Here is a 3921-nt window from a genome sequence, read left to right as displayed (position 1 = left end):
TACCCAGCTGCTTTGACGGCGCGTTTGGCCATGACGGTGACGAGGTTTGCGCGGTAGGCGGCCGATCCGTGGATATCGTGCAGCATGGATCCGGCGTCCACCTTGATGTCTGCGACCGCGTCCGGGGACCAGTTGCCCTGAAGGGCTGCTTCCATTCCGTCGACCCGGAAGACGCCGTAATGGCCGGCACCGGTCACCGCGACCCGCACCGAGCCGTCCTGGTGTTTGGCCACATAAACCCCTGCCATGGCGTAGCGCGAGGCCGGGTTCGGGTATTTGGCATAGGCGCCCTTTTCGATCAGCGGGAAGGTCACCGAGACCACGATCTCGTCCTCGTCCAGCGCCGTGTCGAACATGCCGACGAAGAAGTCTTCGGCGCTGAGCGAGCGCTTGCTGGTCACCACCGTTGCCCCGAGCGCCACCAGCGCTGCCGGATAGTCCGCCGCCGGGTCGTTGTTGGCGATCGAGCCGCCGATCGTGCCCATGTGCCGGACCGCCGGGTCGCCGATATGACCGGCAAGGCCCGCAAGGCTCGGCAGCTTCTGTTTGACCAGGTCCGAAGACGCCACTTCCGCGTGGGTCGTGGCCGCTCCGATCGAGAGGGTGCCCTCGCCCTCGCAGATGCCGTTCATCTCCGCAATCTTGGTCACATCCACCAGATCGCTCGGCGCCGCAAGGCGCTGCTTCATCGTCGGCAGCAGCGTCTGCCCGCCGCCAAGCACCTTGCCGTCATCGGACTTGGACATCAGCTCCGCTGCTTCTGCAACCGAACCGGCGCGGTGATAGGTCGTTTCATACATGTCGGGTCTCCCCAAAAATCTGAAGTTCAGTGGAGCGGGCAGATCCCCTGCCCGCAAAACGCTCAAACCTTTATTCGGCTGCCTGCTTCATCTGCGCCTGGCACAGCTGCCACACCTTTTCAGGTGTCGCCGGCATGGTCAGGTCGTTCGACCCGATCGCATCCGTGATCGCGTTGATCACCGCAGGCGGAGACCCGATCGCACCGGCCTCCCCGCAACCCTTCATGCCGAGCGGGTTGCCCGGGCATTCGGTGACGTGGGTCGACAGGCTGAAGGACGGCACATCGTCCGCGCGCGGCATGGTGTAGTCCATGTAGGACGCCGTCAGAAGCTGGCCGCTCTCGTCATAGGCCGCATTCTCCAGAAGCGCCTGGCCGATCCCCTGCACCAGACCACCATGGACCTGACCCTCAACGATCATCGGATTGATGATGTTGCCGAAGTCGTCCGCGGCCACGAAGCTGATGATCTCCGTCTTGCCGGTCTCAGGATCAACCTCCACCTCGCACACATAAGTGCCCGCCGGGAAGGTGAAGTTCGACGGATCGTAGAACGCGCCTTCCTTCAGGCCCGGCTCCATGCCTTCAGGCAGGTTGTGTCCCGTATAGGCGGCAAGCGCCACCTCGGTGAAGCTGAGCTTCTTGTCCGTGCCCGCGACCTTCAACTCGCCGCCCTCGATCTGGATGTCGCCCTCCGCGGCCTCCATCAGGTGCGCGGCGATCTTCTTCGCCTTTGCTTCCACCTTGTCCAGCGCCTTCACGATCGCCGACATGCCGACGGCACCGGACCGCGAGCCGTAGGTGCCCATGCCGAACTGGACCTTGTCCGTGTCGCCGTGAACGATCGACACCGCATCGCTGTCAAGGCCAAAGCGCTCGCAGATCAGCTGCGCAAAGGTCGTCTCATGACCCTGGCCATGGCTGTGCGAACCCGTCAGAACCTCGACCGTGCCAACCGGGTTCACCCTGACTTCCGCAGATTCCCAGAGACCGACCCCGGCCCCGAGCGAGCCCACCGCCGCCGACGGCGCAATGCCGCAAGCCTCGATATAGCAGGAGATCCCGATACCGCGCAGCTTGCCCCGGGAGGCCGCCTCCGCCTTGCGCGCTGCAAAGCCGGCATGGTCGGCCGCCTGAAGCGCCGCATCCAGCGTCGCGTCATAATCGCCCGCGTCGTAGCACATGATCACCGGCGTCTGGTGCGGGAACTCCTTGATGAAGTTCTTGCGCCGGAAGTCCGCAGGCGACAGGCCCACCTCGCGTGCCGCCGTCTCCATGATCCGCTCCAGCAGATAGGTCGCCTCCGGACGCCCCGCCCCGCGATAGGCATCCACCGCCGTGGTGTTGGTATAGACCGTCTTCACATTGGCGTGGATCGCCGGGATGTTGTACTGGCCCGACAGAAGCGTTGCATAAAGATAGGTCGGAACCGCCGACGAGAACAGCGACATGTAGGCGCCCAGATTGGCAATCGTCTTCACCCGGAGCCCGACAATCTTGTTGTCCGCATCCAGCGCCAGTTCCGCCTCAGACACATGATCGCGCCCATGGGCATCGGTCAGGAACGCTTCGGTGCGGTCCGACACCCATTTCACCGGGCGTCCGACCCGCTTGGACGCCCACAGGCAGACCATCTCTTCCGGATAGATGTAGATCTTGGAGCCGAAGCCGCCGCCCACATCCGGCGCGATCACTCTCAGCTTATGCTCGGGGGCCACATTATAGAACGCCGACAGCACAAGCCGCGCCACATGCGGGTTCTGCGACGTCGTATAGAGCGTGTGATGCTCTTCGGCATCATTGTAGCTGGCAAGGGCCGCCCGCGGCTCCATCGGGTTCGGCACCAGACGGTTGTTGCGGATCTCCATCTTCGTCACATGGGCCGCGCCCGCAAAGGCCGCATCCACCGCAGCCGCATCGCCGATCTCCCAGTCGTAGATCAGGTTGCCTTCCGCCTCCGGATGGATCTGCGGAGCTCCCGGCTCAAGCGCGGCCACCGGATCCACCACAGCCGGCAGTTCCTCATAATCGACAACCACCGCATCGGCCGCATCGCGCGCCTGCGCTGCCGTGTCGGCCACGACAACCGCGACCGCCTGGCCCACATGGCGCACGACCTCATGCTCAAGCGCCCGCCAGCCGCCCATCTTCATCGGCGTGCCGTCCTTGGAATGGATCATCCAGCCGCAAATCAGGTTGCCGATGCCATCGCCCACAAGCTGGTCCCCGGTCAGAACCGCATCAACGCCCGGCATCGCCAGCGCCGCGCTGGCATCAACCCCCGTCACCTTCGCATGCGCATGCGGTGAGCGCACAAAGGCCGCATGGCCCATCCCCGGCATCACCATGTCATCCGTATACTGACCCTTGCCGGTCAAGAACCGCTTGTCTTCCTTGCGCAGCGCCCTGGCGCCAATCCCCTCAATTGCCATTCTCTTTCTCCCAAAATCCGGTCCGCCCCCGGAAGTGCCCGGCCCTTCAAAAGCCCGGGATGTCCGCCAAGACCCGGCGGTTACGCCCGTCTGCGCCGTATCCTCCCGGCGCCTGCGACAAGCTGGTGGGTCTTGCGCTGTCTCACGGCGCGGGCCGTTCCGCGCACGAAGATAAAACCCGGCCCTACTCGGCCGCCTGCGCCATGCCCGCCATCTGGTCGGACGCCGCCTTGATCGCCTTGACGATGTTGTGATAGCCCGTGCACCGGCAGATGTTGCCCTCAAGCTCAGCCCGGATCGTCGCCTCGTCCAGATTGCCCGCACCGTAGCGGTTGATCATGTCGATCGCGCTCATGATCATCCCCGGCGTGCAAAAACCGCACTGAAGACCGTGATGCTCCCGGAACGCTGCCTGAACAGGATGAAGCGCATCCGCAGACCCGACACCCTCAAGCGTCACAACCTCAGACCCGTCCGCCTGGGCGGCAAGCAACGTGCACGCCTTCACAGCCTTGCCGTCAACATGAACAACACACGCCCCGCATTGCGACGTGTCACACCCGACATGCGTCCCCGTCAGACCGCGAACATCGCGGATGAAAGACACAAGCAACGTACGGTCCTCAACATCCGCCGAAACAGACTTCCCGTTCAAAACCATCGATACCTTCGACATAAATTCCTCTCCCT

The 3921-nt window shown here is 63.8% G+C and carries 3 protein-coding genes; all 3 read right to left on the bottom strand.

Annotation, left to right across the window (positions count from 1 at the left end; genetic code table 11):
• Positions 1-800: xanthine dehydrogenase family protein subunit M (locus tag RBB47_RS30915; RefSeq protein WP_305989783.1), on the bottom strand; the 800-nt coding region annotated here is incomplete at its 3' end.
• A gap of 70 nt (positions 801-870) precedes the next feature.
• The gene (locus RBB47_RS30910; RefSeq protein ID WP_305989782.1) at positions 871-3231 is read right to left on the bottom strand and encodes a xanthine dehydrogenase family protein molybdopterin-binding subunit; all 2361 of its coding nucleotides are present in this window, start codon (positions 3229-3231) and stop codon (positions 871-873) included.
• Positions 3232-3415: 184 nt separating this feature from the next.
• The gene (locus tag RBB47_RS30905; protein WP_305989784.1) at positions 3416-3907 is read right to left on the bottom strand and encodes a (2Fe-2S)-binding protein; all 492 of its coding nucleotides are present in this window, start codon (positions 3905-3907) and stop codon (positions 3416-3418) included.
• Positions 3908-3921 lie beyond the last annotated feature (14 nt).

This window comes from Roseibium sp. MMSF_3544 (assembly GCF_030732845.1).
Classification (GTDB): Bacteria; Pseudomonadota; Alphaproteobacteria; order Rhizobiales; family Stappiaceae; genus Roseibium.
The sequence above is the reverse complement of the archived record's forward strand: the minus strand, read 5'-3'. Positions and strand labels throughout refer to the sequence as shown.